General features: G+C 50.6%; 15 protein-coding genes. 11 read left to right on the forward strand and 4 right to left on the reverse strand.

Annotated features, from left to right (window positions below; genetic code table 11):
- Positions 1 to 253: 253 nt before the first annotated feature.
- On the forward strand, positions 254 to 1165 hold the full coding sequence (locus AC2TF6_RS07805) for a diguanylate cyclase (protein ID WP_491310565.1): 912 nt from the start codon (positions 254 to 256) through the stop codon (positions 1163 to 1165).
- A gap of 297 nt (positions 1166 to 1462) precedes the next feature.
- On the opposite strand, the gene AC2TF6_RS07810 is transcribed toward AC2TF6_RS07805, so the two are convergent.
- From AC2TF6_RS07810 to AC2TF6_RS07820, 3 genes are all read right to left on the reverse strand, one after another.
- Positions 1463 to 2812 carry an ABC transporter substrate-binding protein gene (locus tag AC2TF6_RS07810; RefSeq protein WP_491311610.1) on the reverse strand — a complete coding sequence of 450 codons (1350 nt, stop codon included), beginning with the start codon at positions 2810 to 2812 and terminating at the stop codon, positions 1463 to 1465.
- A gap of 81 nt (positions 2813 to 2893) precedes the next feature.
- Positions 2894 to 3715 (reverse strand): carbohydrate ABC transporter permease, encoded by an 822-nt coding sequence (locus AC2TF6_RS07815; RefSeq protein ID WP_491310566.1) that lies wholly within the window; start codon positions 3713 to 3715, stop codon positions 2894 to 2896.
- A complete protein-coding gene (locus AC2TF6_RS07820) occupies positions 3712 to 4656 on the reverse strand; it encodes a carbohydrate ABC transporter permease (protein ID WP_491310567.1) in 945 nt (314 codons plus the stop codon). Before AC2TF6_RS07820 ends, AC2TF6_RS07815 begins: the two co-directional genes overlap by 4 nt.
- Positions 4657 to 5020: 364 nt before the next feature.
- Between AC2TF6_RS07820 and AC2TF6_RS07825 the strand changes: the two genes are divergently transcribed.
- From AC2TF6_RS07825 to AC2TF6_RS07855, 7 genes are all read left to right on the forward strand, one after another.
- Complete coding sequence (locus AC2TF6_RS07825; RefSeq protein ID WP_491310568.1) at positions 5021 to 6358, forward strand: ABC transporter substrate-binding protein; 1338 nt, start codon at positions 5021 to 5023, stop codon at positions 6356 to 6358.
- Between the two features lie 100 nt (positions 6359 to 6458).
- Positions 6459 to 7346, forward strand: a complete 888-nt coding sequence (locus tag AC2TF6_RS07830; RefSeq protein ID WP_369993198.1) for a carbohydrate ABC transporter permease — start codon at positions 6459 to 6461, stop codon at positions 7344 to 7346.
- Between the two features lies 1 nt (position 7347).
- The gene (locus AC2TF6_RS07835) at positions 7348 to 8190 is read left to right on the forward strand and encodes a carbohydrate ABC transporter permease (protein ID WP_317952827.1); all 843 of its coding nucleotides are present in this window, start codon (positions 7348 to 7350) and stop codon (positions 8188 to 8190) included.
- 23 nt (positions 8191 to 8213) lie between these two features.
- Complete coding sequence (locus AC2TF6_RS07840; protein ID WP_491310569.1) at positions 8214 to 9989, forward strand: cache domain-containing sensor histidine kinase; 1776 nt, start codon at positions 8214 to 8216, stop codon at positions 9987 to 9989.
- Positions 9959 to 11584 (forward strand): response regulator, encoded by a 1626-nt coding sequence (locus tag AC2TF6_RS07845; protein ID WP_491310570.1) that lies wholly within the window; start codon positions 9959 to 9961, stop codon positions 11582 to 11584. The genes AC2TF6_RS07840 and AC2TF6_RS07845 overlap by 31 nt, the downstream gene beginning before the upstream one ends.
- Before the next feature lie 23 nt (positions 11585 to 11607).
- Entirely contained in the window at positions 11608 to 13245 is a 1638-nt protein-coding gene (gene nagZ, locus AC2TF6_RS07850; protein WP_491310571.1) for a beta-N-acetylhexosaminidase, read from the forward strand.
- Positions 13246 to 13484: 239 nt separating this feature from the next.
- Entirely contained in the window at positions 13485 to 13763 is a 279-nt protein-coding gene (locus AC2TF6_RS07855; RefSeq protein ID WP_009673313.1) for a hypothetical protein, read from the forward strand.
- A 21-nt stretch (positions 13764 to 13784) separates the two neighbouring features.
- Here AC2TF6_RS07855 and sda read toward each other — a convergent pair whose 3' ends face one another.
- A complete protein-coding gene (gene sda, locus AC2TF6_RS07860) occupies positions 13785 to 13931 on the reverse strand; it encodes a sporulation histidine kinase inhibitor Sda (protein ID WP_082211298.1) in 147 nt (48 codons plus the stop codon).
- Between the two features lie 390 nt (positions 13932 to 14321).
- On the opposite strand from sda, the gene AC2TF6_RS07865 reads away from it, so the two are divergent.
- From AC2TF6_RS07865 to AC2TF6_RS07875, 3 genes are all read left to right on the forward strand, one after another.
- Positions 14322 to 15095, forward strand: a complete 774-nt coding sequence (locus AC2TF6_RS07865; protein WP_491310572.1) for a sporulation protein — start codon at positions 14322 to 14324, stop codon at positions 15093 to 15095.
- 174 nt (positions 15096 to 15269) lie between these two features.
- A complete protein-coding gene (locus tag AC2TF6_RS07870) occupies positions 15270 to 15821 on the forward strand; it encodes a cysteine hydrolase family protein (protein ID WP_491310573.1) in 552 nt (183 codons plus the stop codon).
- Positions 15822 to 15863: 42 nt separating this feature from the next.
- Positions 15864 to 17312 carry a nicotinate phosphoribosyltransferase gene (locus tag AC2TF6_RS07875; RefSeq protein WP_491310574.1) on the forward strand — a complete coding sequence of 483 codons (1449 nt, stop codon included), beginning with the start codon at positions 15864 to 15866 and terminating at the stop codon, positions 17310 to 17312.
- Positions 17313 to 17351 lie beyond the last annotated feature (39 nt).

The following is a 17351-nucleotide window of genomic DNA, read 5'->3' on the forward strand; positions in this document are numbered from 1 at the left end:
TTTTTACAGGAATTTGAACTAGGCCCGCAGTATTAAAGAAGGTACAAATAATAGGTACATTGGCTTATAAAATCGAGTCAAACCTCTATGGAGGTGCCTCTACATCGTAAAGGAACTAATCGTCAATTTTGCTCTTCTGCTTGCCTTTCTGTTTGCCGTTAGTCAGCTCTACAAAGATGAACGGTTGGATTTCACGAAGCCATGGACACGGATAAAGACCGGTCTGGCGACAGGTGCATTCGGAATCGTCTTAATGTATTTCAGCATTCCGATCGCCCCCCAGACCATCGTTGATTTCCGCGGGTACGCCGTCTTGCTGGCCGTGCATTTCGGAGGCATTTATTCCGGCTTTATTGCCGCCGTTCTCATTGCCGCGGCGCGCATCGCCTTGTTGGGGGGCCCCAACTTGTCTGCCTTCATCGGCGCGGCGAATGTACTTTTTATCGCTCTTGCCGGAGGCCTTGTATTAAGAAGTGCGGACAAGCGGTACTGGTCGCGCTGGGCGAAAATGATGGCGGTCCTCCTGGTCACGACCGGAGCCTCTATATTTTCCGCCATAGGCACGACGAGCCTGCCTATTATGCCGGTTATTCTCGGTACACTGGCGGTAGGCGGATTTTTTATCGGATATATGGTCGATTATATTGTGAGAGCCCACCAGCTTTTTCTGTTGATGAAAGAAGCGTCGCATGTCGATTTTTTGACGGGCCTGAACAATCACCGCACCTTTGACAGGCTCTTTAACGAGCTCGTTCAAGCGGCGGATCGTAAACAGGAGGAACTGTCCCTGCTGACGCTGGATATCGATTATTTTAAAAAAATCAACGATACGTACGGTCATCCAGCAGGGGATGCGGTTCTCCAGCAGATCGGGGTGCTGTTGAGAGATTCATCCCGCAGGATGGATGAGGTGTGCCGGACCGGCGGGGAAGAATTTGCGGTCCTGCTCCCGGATTGCAGGCGCGAAGAAGCTTTGCACTATGCGGAGCAGATCCGTTCCAGAGTGGAGCGCCATTCCTTCCTGCTCGGAGACGGGAAGGCAATCCGCCTGACGATCTCGATCGGGGCGGCTACTTTTCCGCAGGTTTCACCCGATCTTCTGATTGAGGAAGCGGATAAAGCGCTGTACCGCGCGAAGCACAACGGGCGCAATCAGGTTTGCTGAGCGCAGCCGGAGGCGGTTCCGTATCCGGTGGAGAGCATCCATAGGCTCCGTTATTTCTTCAAGGGCAGCGGGAAGGGTTTCGAACGGTGAGGAGCAATCCGGAGTCCGGAATCGGCCTGCCTGTGGATGACTAACGATTTTCCTGGGTCATCCCGAATCGCAGGTTGTGCGGCTACGGCCGCGTGCGTCACGCTGAAGCAAGCATACAAAAAGAGCACAGCCTCACGGGGCTGTGCTCTTTTTACCGGAACGGCAGGTTCATCTTGTTATCCTGTCCGCTTCTATCCTGCTTTTAACTTATTTAACCGTCTGATTGTACTTGCCGATCTTTTCCGTAATCGACTTGGCGGCTTCATCAAGAGCGGCCTGAGGCGTTTTCTTGCCGTTCAGGGCTTCCTCAATGGCACCCTCGACGATTTGTCTCGCTTCAGGGAATACGCCCATTACAGCGCCTTGTGTGGCCGTATTGGCCTTGCTTCCGTGCAGTTGGTCGATTGCCGTTTTAAACTGCGGGTATTTAACGAGGTTATCTTTAACGATTTGCTCGTCATAGGCTTTTTTCGTGATCGGGAAGTAGCCTGTATTCACATGCCAGTAAGCCTGGGATTGAGGGGAGGTCAGGAATTTGATGAACTCCCAAGCTCCTTTCTGTTCGGCTTCCGATTTGTTGTTCGTAATATAAAGGCTGGCGCCGCCTACGACAACTCCGCCTTCTGCGGCGTCCGCCGGTTTCGGCAGGGGAGCCGTGCCTACCTGGAACTTGCCTTCCGCCGTGGAGACGATGCCTTTCAGGGAGGCGGTGGAATCGAGCATCATGGCGATTTGTCCCGCCGCGAAAGCTTTTTTGGTGTCATCGGTTTTGCGTCCGAGGTTAAGTGCGGTTTTGTTGTCGACCATAGCTTTCCACCACGTTAACGCTTTGAGGCCCGCTTCTTTATTTACATAGGATTCCGTCGCGGGAGACGTGCGTCCGTTGCCGTTGTTGACATATTCAGCTCCCTGTTTGGCGAAAAACTGCTCCATAAACCAGCCGTAAATGGCGAACGACGCACCCGCTTTACCGTCCTTGGAAAGAGCCTGTGCCGCTTTGGTGATTTCATCGAACGTAACGGGAGGCTTTTCCGGATCGAGACCGGCGGCTTTGAACATATCTTTGTTATAGTAGAGGATCGGGTTAGACGTATTGAAAGGCATGGAATTCAGCTTGCCGCCGATGGTGTAGTACTGGGTAATGTTTTCTTCCAGCTGGGAGAGATCGTATTTATCGGCATCGATGAACTTTTGTACGGGCGTAATGGCTTTCGAGTCGATCATATAACGGCTGCCGATTTCATAGACCTGAATAAGCGACGGCCCGCTTTTGGAATCCATGGACGCTTTCATTTTGTTCAGGCTTTCGTCGTAAGTTCCCTGGAAAATGCCTTCTACCTGAACATTTTTCTGGGAAGCGTTAAAGTCGGAGATCAGCTTATCCGTCACTTTCCCGAGCTCGCCGCTCATGGAATGCCAGAAGGTGATTTTTACCGGTGAGGCTGCGTTTTCTTTTACGGAAGCAGACCCCGTTGTTTCTTTGTTGGAAGATTGAGCGGTGTCGTTTGCGCCGCCGCAAGCCTGCATGAGCAGAGCGGAAGCCAGAAGCATAGCCATTACGGAAGTGCGGCGGGACGGTTTGTACGAAAACATGTGGAATGTCTCTCCTTTTTATCAATCAAAATGGTGGATAAACGGTCAGCCTTTGACGGCCCCTACCGTGAGGCCGCGGACGAGCTGCTTAAGCCCGAGCACGAGCAGAAGCAGAGAAGGTAGCAGAACGAGCGCGACTCCGGCAAGCACCAGGTTCCAGGACGTGAACTCTTCGAACTGGAGCATGGAGATGCCGATTTGCACGGTGCGTTTCGCGGGATCGTTCGTGACGAGCAGCGGCCAGAGATAGCTGTTCCAGGCGCTGAGAAAACTGTAGACGCCCAGGGTCGCCAGGCCGGGCTTTGACAGCGGGAACGCGATGGAAAAAAAGCAGCGGATATGCCCGCAGCCGTCGATCTTGGCGGCTTCGAACAGCTCGCCCGGCAGCTGCATGAAAAACTGGCGCAGCATAAACGTTCCGAACCCCGTCGCAAGGAAAGGGACGACAAGCGCCGCGTAAGTGTCGGTCCATCCCCAGCTGCGGATCGTCAGGTAATTGGGAATCATCGTCACTTCCCAAGGGATCATCATGGTGCTCAGAAACAGCAGGAACACGAACTTTTTGCCCGGAAAACGGACGAAAGCGAACGCGTAGGCCGCGAGGCTTGCCGTAAACAGCTGCCCCGCCATAATAAGCAGAGAGACGGTAAAACTGTTGGTCAGAAAAGCCCCGATCGGCACAAGCTCCATCACCGTCTTCAGATTGCCCAGGTACAGGCTTTCGGGAAGCAGGGGCGGCGGAAATTGGCCGGCTTCTCCGGCCGTCATAAACGTGGACGCATACGTAAAGAACAGCGGATAGAGAACGAGTGCGGCAGCCGCGGTCAGAAATACGTAGATGGCGGTTTTTTGCAAAGACCGGATCATGAGTAGTGCACTTTCCTTTCCAGAACGCCGAACTGCACGAAGGTGAAGAACAGGACAATCACGAATAAAAGTATGGCTTGCGCGCTGCCGGAGCCGAAGCGGAAGTTGACAAACGCTTCCTGGTAAAGGGAATAGACCATGACATTGGTCGTATCCATGGGACCGCCTTTGGTTAGAATCTGGATTTGGCCAAAAGACTGAAAGGCCCCGATCAGGGAAACCACACCGACAAAGAACAAGGTGGGAGAGACGAGCGGAAGCACGATTCTAAAGAAAGTCCGCATCGGGCCCGCGCCGTCGATTTTGGCGCTGTCGTACATATCCTCCGGTACGCTCTGCAGCCCGCTGAGCAGGACGATATAGGCGAAGCCGAGATTCATCCATACGGTCATCAGCGAGACCGAGAAGAGCGCCCAGCTCGGGTCGGAAAGCCAGGCGACCGGCGCCTGTCCGAGCAGGCCGAGCCAGTAGTTGAGCATACCGGCCGTCGGATGGAAGAGCAGGGCCCAGATCACGGAAGCGGTGCCGACCGATAAGGCCATCGGCAGGGAAAAAATGAACTGGTAGACTCTCTTGCCCTTCAGCCCCCTGTGTGTCAGCGCGGCAAGGAGCAGAGCCGCTGCGATTGTCGTCGGGATCGTCAGCAGAGCGAACTGGGCCGTAACGCCCAGGCTATGATAAAATTTCTCCGAGGTAAGCAGTTCTCGGTAGTTCTCGAAGCCGACATATTCGGCGATTTTCCCCCTGAGATTCGTACTGTGTACGCTTAAATACAAGGACTGGAAGAACGGATAAAACAAAAAAATCCCGAACCCGGCCAGTGACGGCAGCAGGAACAAATAGCCGATCCCCGCTTCCCGGACGCGGTTCCACCAGGAGGCGGTCCGGATGCCCCTCGCGTTTCCGACCCGGATTGGTAACGATTCATCGACGGTATTCATCGATTTTTTATCCCCCTCTCTTTCAGGGTTAAGTGTACGTACGGACTATTTTGCTCAGATCAATTGGGCTTGAAGGTTTTGTAAAACCGGCCGTGGAACGCCAAACCTGTCGAATCAAGGGGAGGAATAAGAAAAGAGCAGGGGAGAATACCTAGAGTTTCAGTTGGATTGCTTCCTAATAAAATGTAAAACGAATCCTTAATTTCTATAAATAGGATTAAGGACTAAGGGCCCACTATTTTCCCCCTCTAGTGAGAGGATTTTATCCCTGTATTGTTGAAATGAGGACCTGCCGTAAGAAGGGCAACGTCCCTATAATCAAACTTGTAAGACACAAATTTAAACGTTTTGGGGAGGTCTACAAATGAAAAAGAAACTGGCGACAATCATGGCCGTAGCCGTGGGACTGACAACCGTTCTTTCCGCTTGTGGCAAAGATGGCGGAAGTACTGGAGCGACAACGACAACAACTCCGAACGGAAGCGCTGCGCCGAAAGAATTTACCGTTTCTTTCCGTCATACGCAAATCAAAGACACAGCCAAGAAAAGAAAGGCTATGTTCGAGGATGCTCTTAAAGAAGTTGAAGCTAACATCCCCGGCCTGAAAATCGAATCCGAAGGCGTGGACGAAGTTGTTAACCGCGATACAAAGCTGAAAGCCGAAATGGCCGCCGGTAACCCTCCAAAAATGTTCGAACTTTTCGGTGGTACGGATACAAAGAACTATGCGAAAACAAACAACCTGCTTGACCTGACGCCGATCCTTGACGAGCTTGGCCTGAAAGACAAATTCGTTGACCTTTCCGAGTTCACGGTAGACGGCAAAGTTTACGGTCTTCCGATCGCCGGTTACCTGGAAGGCATGTTCTACAACAAGAAAATCTTCAAAGACAACGGCGTAGAAGTTCCGAAAACTTACGAAGAGTTCCTGAAAGCTTGCGAAACGTTCAAAGCTAAAGGCATCACGCCGATGGCGCTTGGCGGCAACGAAGCTTGGGTACTGAACATGCTTCCTAATACCCTGTACGTACGCGTAGGCGGCCAATCAGTCGTAGACGGCCTCCAATCCGGCCAAAGCAAATGGACGGACGAAGCTTATGTTAAAGGTCACACCATGTTTAAAGACCTGATCGACAAAGGCTACTTCAACAAAGACGCTCTTGCACTGAAATATGCCCAAACTCAAGACCGTTTCGCTAACGGCGAAACCGCTATGATCTTCGACGGTGGCTGGGCGAACCAGAAGTACTCCAACCCGGATCAATCCAAAATGGCTGCTGACCTCGGCTTCTTCAACTTCCCGACTGTAGAAGGCGGCAAAGGTAACGATCTGATCAACGGTTCGTACTCCAACGGCTTCGGTTTCTCCGCTAAGCTGAACGAGAACGAGAAAAAAGCGGTAAAAGAATTCATCAAAGTCTTCTTCACCGAAAAATATCAACTTCGTCAGCTGAAAGAAGAAGGATTCTTCCCGTCCATGAAGCTTAGCTCCACTGGCGACAAGCCGATCATCGCCGAAATGCTGAAAGCTTCCGAAGGCAAGAAAACATTCCCAGCTTTCGACTCCCTGATCCAGCCTAAAGTGAAGCTTGATCTTGAATCCGGAATCCAAGCTTTCGTTGGCGGCAAAAAATCCGTTCAGGACCTGCTGGCTGATATTCAAAAATCCCAAGAAACAGAAAACAAAAAGACTGCAAAGTAAGATTAGTAACCTAATCTAAAATAAGCAGATAAAAAAATAACGGGTATCACATCACGTGGTACCCGTTCTTATTCGCATAGTGTGAAGGATGGAGGCTGCTATGAACAAGGTTTATCGAAATCCTCTAGCATACCTGGTGTTCATTATTCCAACCCTGTTTTTCTACTTGACATTTTATATGTTCCCGCTTCTTACAACATTCAGATACGGGTTTACTAGCTGGGATGGTCTGACTGCACCTGTTTTTAACGGATTGGATAATTTTAAAGAAGCTTTTAACGATGAGTATTTCTGGATCTCGGTCAAAAATAACCTTTACTTTATTTTGTTTTCCGTCTTTATTCAAGTTCCGGTTATCGTCATTTTTTCGGTGTTAATCTCGGAAGTCAGAAAATTACGCGGTTTTTATAAAACGACCGTTTTCTTGCCGAGTATTTTGTCGACTGCCGTCGTAGGGGTACTTTGGACTGTTGTCGTATTTGACCCGACAGTAGGTTTGCTGAACAAGCTGCTTGAGTCGATCGGGTTGGATAAATTGATCCATCTGTGGCTGGCTGACGAAAGCACAGCTATGCTTTCCATTCTTCTGACGAATGCCTGGCAGTGGACCGGATTTTATATCGTTCTCGTCCTGGCTGCAATCTTCGGAATTTCCAAAGAAGTCTACGAGGCTGCCGAAATCGATGGAGCCACCGGGTTTCAGCGAGCGCTTCTCATTACGGTTCCTTTGATCCGTCCGATCCTCGCGGTTATCGTCCTGCTGTCTATCACGGGTGCGATGAAAGCGATGGATATCGTCATGGTTATGACCAAAGGCGGGCCGTACGGAAGCACGGAAGTTATGGCCTCTTACATGTATAAAGTGGGTATGACGACAGGAAATTACGGATACGCGAATACAATTGCGATCCTGATCTTCATCTTCACCTTAATTATTACATTGATCAGCAACCTGCTTACAAAAAAATTAGAGGATGTGGAGAACTGATATGTCCAAATTGAAAAATGGATTTCTCCATGCCTTTCTTTTGCTATACGTTTTTGTAACCTTGTACCCTTTGTTCTGGGGTTTTCAAAACTCATTCAAAAGGCATGTTGATATTGTCGCGAGTCCTTTCTCTTTAATCAAAAACTTCACGCTGGATAACTATGCGAACGCATGGACCAGTGCCAACATCGGCCGGTATTTCGTCAACAGCTTATATATCTCCGTTGTGGCCAGTATCGTGACGATTGTGTTGGCAAGCATGACGGCTTACGCGCTGACGCGGATGTACTTCCCGAAAATGAATAAATTCGTGACCGGGGTATTTCTTCTGGCCATCATGATTCCGGCGGGTTCTCTGCTCATCCCGCTGTACCGTTTCATTTTGAACGTTACAAACGACCTGCATATTCCGCTGTACGATACACACCTTGCTTTGATCCTGCCTTACATCGCATTCGGTCTGTCTCTCTCCATTATCATTATTATGGCTTTCATCAAATCTCTTCCGAGAGAGCTTGAAGAAGCCGGAGTTATGGACGGACTGACGATTTACGGACTGTTCTGGAAAATCGTTCTGCCGCTCATGACGCCTGCCATCGTGACCGTGTTTATCATCAACTTCCTGGGTCACTGGAACGAGTACGTTCTCGCCAACGTGATGCTGTCCAAAGAGGCGCTGAGAACGCTGCCTGTAGCGATGGCGGCGATGAACAACGGAATGGCGATGAACTATGGAGCACTCCTGGCGGCGACTATGTTTAGTATCGTGCCGGTCGTTGTGATCTATGCTATACTACAAGAAAAGATTATTGAAGGCTTGGCTGCCGGAAGCGTCAAGGGTTAAGTTGAAAGGACATGGGAGTAATGATGAATTTACGTAAAAAAGTATTTCTGGCTTTCATGGGATTCATCATTATTCCCTTATTATCTATTTCGATTTTCACCTATATGATCTTTCAGGACATTACCCAAGAGAAATACATGGAACAATCCGAGCTGACCATTAAGTCAATCGGCCGTAACATTGCAAGCCTGTTTAAGGAAGCCAACTATTATTCGGATTATTGGATGCTGGGAGACAATCTGCAGACGCAGCTCGTTGAATTGAACGAGAACCCGCCGTCCGACGAACAACTGAATAATGTAACGAATAGCTTAAGAAAAATATTTCTTACCTATGAGCCGCTTGGGACTTTTTCCGTATACAATTTATATGGAGAAAACTACTCAAGCGGTGTTATTCCATTTACGCCGATTCCTTTTAAAACGTTAAAAGATCATCCGATTTATGAAGAAGTCAAGAATTTGAATGGATTTCCTCGGTGGATCGGGCCTTATGAAAATCCGGAATTGACCGGAGATAACAATTTGTTCAGCCAGGTCCGCACAGTCAATTATTATGAAACTCCGGGTTCCGGTAGAATTGGAACTATGTTTCTTCAATTTGACTTCAAAGAAATGGATAAAATTTTCAACTTTTATAATCAAAAGAACAGCCACTTTCTGTTAGTAAACCAGCAAGGGGTTATTTTGTACGACAACCGTAAGCTTACAAATGGCTCCAATTTAAATAAATTTTTATCTCAAAAAGTAGATTTGACGGAGACTTACGCCACTTCCAGAGTCAAATTTGACGGTATAGAGAGTCTCGTGACGGTATATGATATAGGGCTGGAAAAATACGGAACTCCCAAGTGGGCGCTCGTATCCGTCACCCCGTGGGATTATATCTCCGGCGAAATGTCCATTATTCTGAAATGGGTCGGAACGATCATGTTCCTGTTCCTCATATCCGCCCTTCTCTTCAACCTGCTGTTTGTCAACCGGTATATCCGGGCCATTATCCGGATCGTCAGCTCCATGAAACAAGTGGAACGGGGGGATCTGGACGTGCGGGTCAAAGTACAGGGGAATGATGAAATGACGGTTCTCTCCAGAGGCTTCAACAGCCTCGTGTCCCGTATCCATGACCTCGTGGAAGAGGTCAAGCAGGAACAGGAGCATAAGAACAAGGCGGAGCTTTCCCTGCTGCAGGCGCAGATCAAGCCTCACTTCCTGTTTAATACGCTGGAGTCGATTAATGCGCTGGCCGTACAAAATCAAGGTAAAAAAGTGAGCCAGCTCGTTTACAGGCTGGGGACGATATTAAGGATTTCGTTCCATCATAAAGAAGAAATCGCTCTCGGCCTGGAAATCGATTATTTGAAAAATTACATGGAAATTCAGAAATACCGTTTTGAAGAGCTTTTCGATTTCGAGATTCACCTGCCCCGAGAGCTGGAAAATCACTCCATTCTTAAGCTGACGCTGCAGCCGCTTGTTGAAAACAGTATTCAGCACGGATTCGAAGGAATTACGTACCAGGGGATTATTACCATTCGTGTTGAAGACGGCGGGGATCACATTATTTTGTGGGTTGAAGATAATGGCATCGGCATCCCCGAGGACGTTCTTGTCAGGTTCCAATATCGGAAAAAGAATCCTAACCTCGATACGAATGAGCCAAGGGTAGGATTAGGTGTACTCAATGTAGCCGACCGTCTGCGGATTCATTACGGAAATGGCTACGGGCTCTATATTTGCAGCGAGCCGAACAAAGGTACACGAATCAAATGTATAATTCCCAAAACGACAGCAAGGTGATGATGATGAACTTAAAAGCTTTATTGGTGGATGATGAGATCAATATTTTGCGCAACCTGCAAACCGTCATACCGTGGGAGAAGCACGATATTGAAGTCGTTGCGCTCGCATCGAACGGAGTCAAGGCCTTGGAGATGGTCCAGGAGCACCAGCCGGACCTTATCCTTAGCGATATCCGTATGCCTTTGATGGACGGAATCGCGCTGCTGGAGCAGGTTAACAAGCTGGAAAGGGATATCCAGGTTATTCTGCTGACGGGGTTTCAGGAATTTGAATATGCGCGGTCGGCGTTAAAATACGGGGCCAAGGATTATATTCTTAAGCCGATCAACTACGAAGAGCTGGAAGCGGTCGTGGAGCGGGTCGCTTTTGATATCCGGGAGAAGCGCAAGGCGGAGCTGGATGAGCAGAAAAGATGGAGCCGGGTCAGACACTTGGCGTACGAGAAGTTTTTATTCGATATTCTGCTTGATTATACGAACGTGACGACCCGGCATTTTTTCGAGGATGAAAACAGTCTGGAAGAGACGGAATTTACCCTTCTCCTCATCGACCTGGACAATTATTCGCAGCTTTCCCGTTCTTGGAACGAGAAAGAGCGCAAGCTCAAAAATTTCGCTGTCCGCAATGTGCTGCAGGACGCGCTGGAGCCGTATGAGCTTCTGTATTCGGTTCTGCAGACCCGGGAAGGGGAATGGTGTGTGCTCATCCGTCATCAGAGGGAAACGCCATTCGATCTGCAGAGGGCGAGAGGGTGGAGCGATGCCCTTCAGCTGGCAGTGAAGCAGCACGTTAAACTGACGGTCAGCCTGGGCATTTATCCCGAGCACATGTCCGTTCTCCAGCTTGCAGACGCTTACAAAAAGCTTCAGCGCGCGCTTCAGCTATCTCCAAACGTCGAACAGATTCTACTCTTGGAAGAAGTGAATCCCGGCCGGAACGAATGGAACAACTCCATGTGGGAGCTGGTCGAAGAAATCGTATCCAGCCTGAAGCGGCGGGATAAAGCGCAAATGGAGCAAACCTTCGAAAAGCTCAATCAGAGCCTGCGGGTTATTTCCGAGCATTCCTATGTGCGTGTAGAGCAGATTTTGCACTTTCTGGTCCTCCACCTCATCCGGGAAATGCGGGAAATCAACATCATGTCCGATGAGGAAGAACGGGGCCTCTGGTCCAATCTGGAGCGCAGTGTCGGAGTCAAGGATCTGCTTGCGACGATCCATCAGCTTGTTCAAGACTGCATGAATGCGGGGATGAACCGTAAGCCGAGCGAGCTGCTGATGGTCAACGCCAAAGAATACATTGCCAAGAACTTGTCCAACGATTTCGGCGTAGAGGAAATTGCCGATCATCTCGGGATCAGCTGCAGCTACTTCAGTCTGCTGTTTAAACAGCACTTCGGGGAAACCTTCCTGGAGAATTTGACCCGTCAGCGGATCGAACTGGCCAAGTCTCTTCTTCGCATGAGCGACAAGAGCATTACCCAGATCGGCAAGCAGGTGGGATATGCGGAACGCCGGTATTTTACCCGGGTGTTCTATAAGTTTACCGGCATGACGCCTTCCGAATACCGCGAACAAATTACGAACGCATAAATTACCGATAGGGGATGAAAAGAATGAAACAACGGTCAGAAATGAGCCTCCGGCAAAAAATCGGACAAATGATGATGTGCGGCTTTTCCACATCGAATGAGTTCGACTCGGCGATGAAGCCCAACAAGAAAATTATCGACTTGATTCAGAAGCACGAAATCGGCGGCGTTATCTTGTTCCGCCGCAATTTGGACAATCCGAAGCAGGTGAGCGAGCTCAATCACGAGCTGCAAGTGCTGGCCAAGGACTCGGCGGGAGGCCCCCTTCTGATCAGCATCGACCAGGAAGGCGGCATGGTTGCCCGGATCCACGAGGGCATCGCCTGTATGCCCGGCAGCATGGCAATCGGGGCGACAAGAGACGCCCAGGCGGCTTATGAAACAGCGCGGATCAGCGGTGTGGAACTGCGCGCGATGGGCATCAATCTAAACTTCGCGCCCTGCCTCGACATCAACAACAATCCGATGAATCCGGTGATCGGTGTCCGTTCTTTCGGCGAAACCGCGGAAATCGTCGGCGAGATGGGAGCTGCGGCTGTGAAGGGTTACCAGGCGGCGGGTGTGGCACCGACGATCAAGCATTTCCCGGGGCACGGGGACACACACTCGGACTCCCATCATGCTCTGCCCATGATTCCCCACGACCTGGAGCGCCTGCGCGAGCTGGAGTTCGCTCCGTTCGTGAAGGCGATTCAGGAAGGAGCCGACGTACTGATGTCGGCACACGTTATTTTTCCGGCGCTGGAGCCCGATGGCCTGCCTTCGACTTTGTCCAAGCGGGTACTGACCGATTTGCTGCGCGGTGAGCTTGGTTACGAAGGCGTCATTGTGACCGACTGCCTGGAGATGAAAGCGATCGCAGACCATTACGGGACGGCTGAAGGAGCGGTAATGGCGGTTGAAGCCGGCACTGATTTGCTGCTGGTCAGCCATACTTACGATACCCAGGTTCAAACCATTGAACGTCTGGTGGAAGCGGTGGAATCCGGCCGTATCAGTGAAGAACGGATCAACGAGTCGGTGGACCGTATTCTCGCTTTAAAAGCCGGTCTGAATATTACGGTAGGCGCTGCGGCCGGCGATATTTCCGCAGTGGGGTCCCCTGAGCATTTCGAGCTTGTGCGTGAAACCTACAAGAAGAGTGTGACGCTTGTCAAGGACGAGGATCAGCTTCCGCTTGTGAAAGACAAAAGAACGTTTGTCATCTGGACGGAAGTCCGGGAATGGACGCAAATCGACGAAGTGGTGGAGCAGAAGGAAACACTCGGAGCCTTCCTGGCGGAAACCGTTCATGAGGTAACGGAAGAAAGAATCCACACGAATCCTTCCGAAGAAGAAGTGGAGCGTGTACTGAAGGCAAGTCAAGGCTATGACCAGGTTATCGTGGTCACGTATAATGCAAGTTTTTCGCCCAATCAGGTTCGCATCGTAAAAGAACTGGCGGCTAGAGATAGCAAGCTCGTCGTTGTGGCCGGACGCAATCCGTTTGACTTTAAAGAGTTTCCGAAAGTAAAAACTTTCCTGGCGAGCTACGAAAACCGTCCTCATGCCATGAACGCGGTTGCCGGGGTATTGACCGGCCAGTTCCCGGCCGTCGGCATGCTGCCCGTTACTGTAACGCCTGAATACTCGTACGGCTGGTCTGCCTCTTCCCGGAGCTAACCGCCGAATAACCGAAAAGCCCTGTAAGTTAACTTCCGTTAGCTTGCGGGGCTTTTTTTGGGTTGTACGTTTTTGGGGTATTTTTTTTCAAATCTGCACTTGTAAAACGGCAATTTTCTCTCGTTCCGCAGCCGCTCCATTAACGTATGAAATCTGAATCTCGGCGCATATAGTTATAATGGTCTTCTATAAGCCGAAGACCCGGCGCTCGTCATTTTTCGTTATTAAGGAGGAGAGGTATGGGATCGAACAGGTTGGCCGGCATACGCAAATTTATCACGAATGAAAAAGAAAGGACGTTATCGAATATCCGGAATGGAACAATAGGTAAAGAACAGGCAACCGGAAGCCTCAATACCTTGTATCAGTTGGCTGCAGATATTCACGATATTCACTATATGAAGGACATAAGCAGTACGATTGCGCTGCTGCGTTCCGCTTCCGACAATTGGCAGAGACAGGGAGCCTTAATCAGTCAAACGATAGATTCTGCGGTGTATCGGCCCGGTATAAAATAAACGGGGCCGGCAAGCCGTCGATTAATATAAATTGCGGCGTCTAATCTCGGAGGCAAGTTGTTGAAGAAATTCGGCACCCAACTTCATTTGTAGGGCTTGTACGAAACAATCAAGCAGCTGATAATCACTAAGCAGCTCTACAGCTGATTTTTTTAACATGACATTCATCCTTTATGAATAAAATGGTAAACGTGGGTACAATCCTATAATAAAAGATTCAAATCGTTTCGTCAGCGCAAATTGATTACGCAATTGCGCGTTTATCATTACACTTTCATGCACATTATTCTTCCAAAAAACAATAAAAATGACCTGTTCCTTTCCATCTGATAGAGGCTTTCGTCCTACTGTTAAAAGAAGGGAGGTCCCGAAACAGGGTAGAAGGTCCGAGATTTCAGTAAAAAAGCAAGTGAAATCGGCTTTTCCGCAGGCTCCGGCTCCTTTCGCAAGGAGCCTTTTTTACGTGCGGCCGGAATTGTTCCGAAGACACGATTGTCCAAATCATGTATAATTTTCTCGAAAGATTTCTATTTCTTAGCAAGTTCAGGAGGATGAAGAATGACGTTTTTCCAACGGATGCTGGCCAGTATCGGTTTTGGCGCCGCTCAAGTGGATACACGCCTCAGCAAGAATGCCTATTACCCGGGTGAAGAGGTCGAAGGTGTCGTTCATATCCGCGGGGGCCAAGTCGAACAACGTATCGAGGAGATTTATATTTCGCTGGTCACCGAATACAAACGCGAAGTCAATAACAGTCAGGTGAAGGAAACGAGAGAAATTGCCAAATACCTCGTTTCGGACCCGTTCACGCTCGGACCGAACGAAGAGATGGAGGTGCCGTTCCGGTTCAGGCTGGCTGAATATACACCGCTTACGCTGGGGCATACTCCGGTCTGGTTCTCAACCGGGCTCGATATTGCCAGCGCAATCGACCCGAGCGATTCCGACCGGATTGAAGTCATTCCCTCCCCGGAGATGCAGGTCGTGTTCGACGCCGCGGACCAGCTCGGCTTCCGGCTCCGGGAGGCGGAGGTGAAGCAGTCGCCGAGGTTCGGCGGACGGATCGGCCTGCTGCAGGAATTCGAATTCGTTCCGGCCGGCCGTTTTCGCAGCGAGCTGGATGAGCTGGAAATCAGCTTCCTGCCGGCGACGGAAGGTCTGGAGCTGCTGCTGCAGATCGACCGCAAGGCCAGAGGCTTAGCCGGCTTTATCGCGGAGGCTGCGGACGCGGATGAAACGCTCCTCCGGCTGCGCATTCATCCGGCAGATCTCGGCAGAGGTCCTTCCTATATGGCCGGCCTGCTGGCCGAATTGATTCAAGATCACTTGTGAAACAGCCAAAAAGGAAGGTAGCAAAAGATAAGAGAATCAGGACTGCCGCGTGTCCGGCGCAGCGGTCTTTTTTGTTGTCTGGAAAGGGCGGGGCCCGTTTGATTTTAGAGGGTCGGAGTGATATGATCGTTACAAACTTTTAAGCCTAAGATTCGGGGAAGGGGTTATCGGGTTATGAAAGCTTTGATCGTCATTGACTATACGTACGATTTTGTCGAAGGCAAGCTTCCGGTAGGAGATCCCGCCATTGCCATAGAGGAGAGAATTACGGCGCTCACGGAGGAATTTCTGGAAGAGGGCGGCTTTGTCGTCATGGCCGTGGATTTCCATCGTTTGAACGAGCCTTTTCATCCGGAAACGAAGCTGTTTCCGCCTCACAATATAGAGGGCACGAGCGGACGCGAGCTGTACGGCCGTTTAAATACCCTTTACCAGGAAAAGGAAGGCCAGATCTTGTGGCTGGATAAAACGCGGTACAGCGCGTTCTGCGGTACGGATCTGGAGCTGCAGCTGCGTGCGCGCGGGATTCAGGAAGTTCATCTGGCCGGCGTCTGTACGGATATTTGCGTCCTGCATACGGCCGTGGATGCGTATAACAAGGCTTTCGAGCTGATCGTCCACGAGGATGCCGTGGCCAGTTTTAACCCGGACGGGCACACGTTTGCCCTAAACCATTTCCGTACTTCGCTGGGCGCTCAAGTCGTGAGAGGCAGCGAACCGGTCTAACAGCAGGACTACTACATTGTCAGGAACAGGTGAGACGAATTCATGAGCAGCATACCGAATTTAACCTTACATACGGATAAGTATCAGATCAACATGATGTACGCCCACTGGAAGAACGGTTCCCACCGCCAGAAAGCGGTATTCGAAGCGTTCTTCCGGAAGCTTCCTTTCGGAAACGGATACGCGGTCTTTGCAGGTTTGCAGCGTCTCATCGACTATGTACACCATCTTAAGTTCGACGAACCGGCTCTGCGCTATTTGAGCGAGCAGGAAGAGAATTACGACGAAGGATTTCTGGAAGAATTAAAAGCGTTCCGTTTCGGCGGGTCGATCTACTCGATGGAGGAAGGAACGCTCGTTTTCGCGAACGAGCCGCTCGTACGGGTAGAAGGCACGATTTTCGAAACCCAGCTGATCGAAACGGCGCTGCTTAATTTTATCAACTACCAGACGCTGATTGCGACGAAGGCTTCCCGCATTAAAAACGTGTCTCCGGCCGACACGTTCCTGGAATTCGGCACACGGCGCGCCCAAGAAGCGGACGCCGCGGTATGGGGAGCGCGGGCCTCGTATATCGCCGGCTTCGACGCCACCTCGAACGTGCTGGCCGGCATGATGTTCGGCATCCCTTCCAAAGGGACCCACGCCCATTCCTGGGTGCAGGGACACGCAACGGAGCAGGAAGCGTTCGATACATTCGCCGAGGCGCTGCCGAACCAGGTTACGCTGCTTGTGGACACGTACCACACCTTGAAAAGCGGCGTGCCGCATGCGATCCGCACGGCGAAGAAGATGGAAGAGCAAGGGAAACGGATGCAGGCGATCCGTCTGGACAGCGGGGATTTGGCCTATCTGTCCATCAAAGCCCGCAAAATGCTCGACGAAGCGGGGCTGGAGTACGTGAAAATCGTAGCGTCCAACGACCTCGACGAGAACACGATTTTGAACCTGAAGGCGCAGGGAGCCCGGATCGACACGTGGGGAGTGGGCACCCAGCTAATCACCGCTGCCGACCAGCCTTCGCTCGGCGGCGTCTACAAGCTAGTGGCGATCGAGGAAAACGGCGTCATGGTGCCGAAGATCAAGATCTCCGGCAATCCCGAGAAAGTATCCACGCCGGGCTGGAAGGATGTCTACCGGATTATCGGCTCCGATACGGGCAAAGCTATCGCCGATTATATTGTGCTGCATGACGAGACGGACGTCCAGGAAGGCAGGAAGATCAAGCTTTTCGATCCCGTTCATCCGTATATTTATAAATATGTGGACGAGTATAAGGCGGTCAAGCTGCTGAAACCCGTCTTTGAAGACGGCAAGCAGGTATACGAGGTGCCTTCCCTAGAAGAAATGAGAGCTCATCACCGGAAGCAGCTCGACCAGTTCTGGCCGGAATATCTCCGCAAGCTGAACCCGGAGAAGTATGCGGTCGATCTCAGCACCAAGACGTGGGAAATGAAAATGAAGATGATTGAAAACTTCAATTTCGGTTGATTGATCAAAAGCCCCGTACCGGGGGACGAGTGCTTCGTC

Source organism: Paenibacillus sp. JNUCC 35, assembly GCF_058269095.1.